Genomic DNA, 823 nt, shown 5'->3' on the forward strand with positions numbered 1-823 from the left:
CCTCTGGGGATTCGCCTCCGGGAACGCCAGCGGGCTGTGAGGGCATGGGGTGGGTGGGCTCGGCGTCGGCAGCGGTGGCGTCGCGGTACAGACCGGGCATGCCGGGGGCCGTGCCGGATTCCTCGCCGGCCGGGGGTTCGGCTTCGGCCGGGAGATCAGGTTCCGGAAGGGCTCTGCGTGGGCGCGGCTGCTGACCCTCGGTGGGGTCGCCGTCGAATCCATCGGTGCTCACGGAGCGCTCCTCTCAGGAATTTCCCCTTAGCCTAGCCAAACGCCGTTCGGCGCGCGTCGAGCCCCTACCCTTCAGCGCGGCTCGGCGAGGCTGCGGAGCTCGGCGGCGAGGTTGCGGCGCGCTGCGGTTTCCCAGAGGTCGCGGCCCAGTTCGGTGTGGAAGAGCGGTTCCTTCGCGAGGAGGTGTTCCAGCACCTGTGCGCGGCCGCGGCGCCAGGCGCGGTCCTCGAGATGGGCGTAGTCGAGGCGCACGTCGCGGACGTAGACGTGGTAGCGGCCGGGAATCTGGCCCAGGATGCTGAGGTCGGCGTCGGAGAGGAGCGCCTCACGGGGGTCGCTGGGGGAGTGGGTGGTGGTCATACGGATGAGTCGCCCGACGTCGGCGATCTCCCGGGCCGTGAGCGCGCCGTCGTCTGTAGACGCCCCGCCATCCGTGGGCACGGCCTCGTCCGTGGGCGCCCCGTCATCCGTGAGCAATTGGATGGGGTCGTGGGAGGATTCACCTGTTTCCACGGCGTGTCGCGGCCGTGACCCTATCCAATTGCTCACGGCAGGTGCCGGGCCGAGGGGTGGGTGCACGAGGGTGGGGGAT

Annotated in this window: 2 protein-coding genes; both read right to left on the bottom strand. The window is 70.8% G+C overall.

Annotated elements, in window-relative coordinates; translation table 11 throughout:
* A partial coding sequence (locus BN1186_RS00020; protein WP_040281325.1) for a hypothetical protein occupies positions 1-232 on the bottom strand: 232 nt, incomplete at its 3' end.
* A 71-nt stretch (positions 233-303) separates the two neighbouring features.
* Positions 304-823 (bottom strand): HD domain-containing protein (locus BN1186_RS00025; RefSeq protein WP_425471448.1); only part of this gene is annotated, 520 nt, incomplete at its 5' end.

This window comes from Tessaracoccus massiliensis, from assembly GCF_000826065.2.
Classification (GTDB): Bacteria; Actinomycetota; Actinomycetes; order Propionibacteriales; family Propionibacteriaceae; genus Arachnia; species Arachnia massiliensis_A.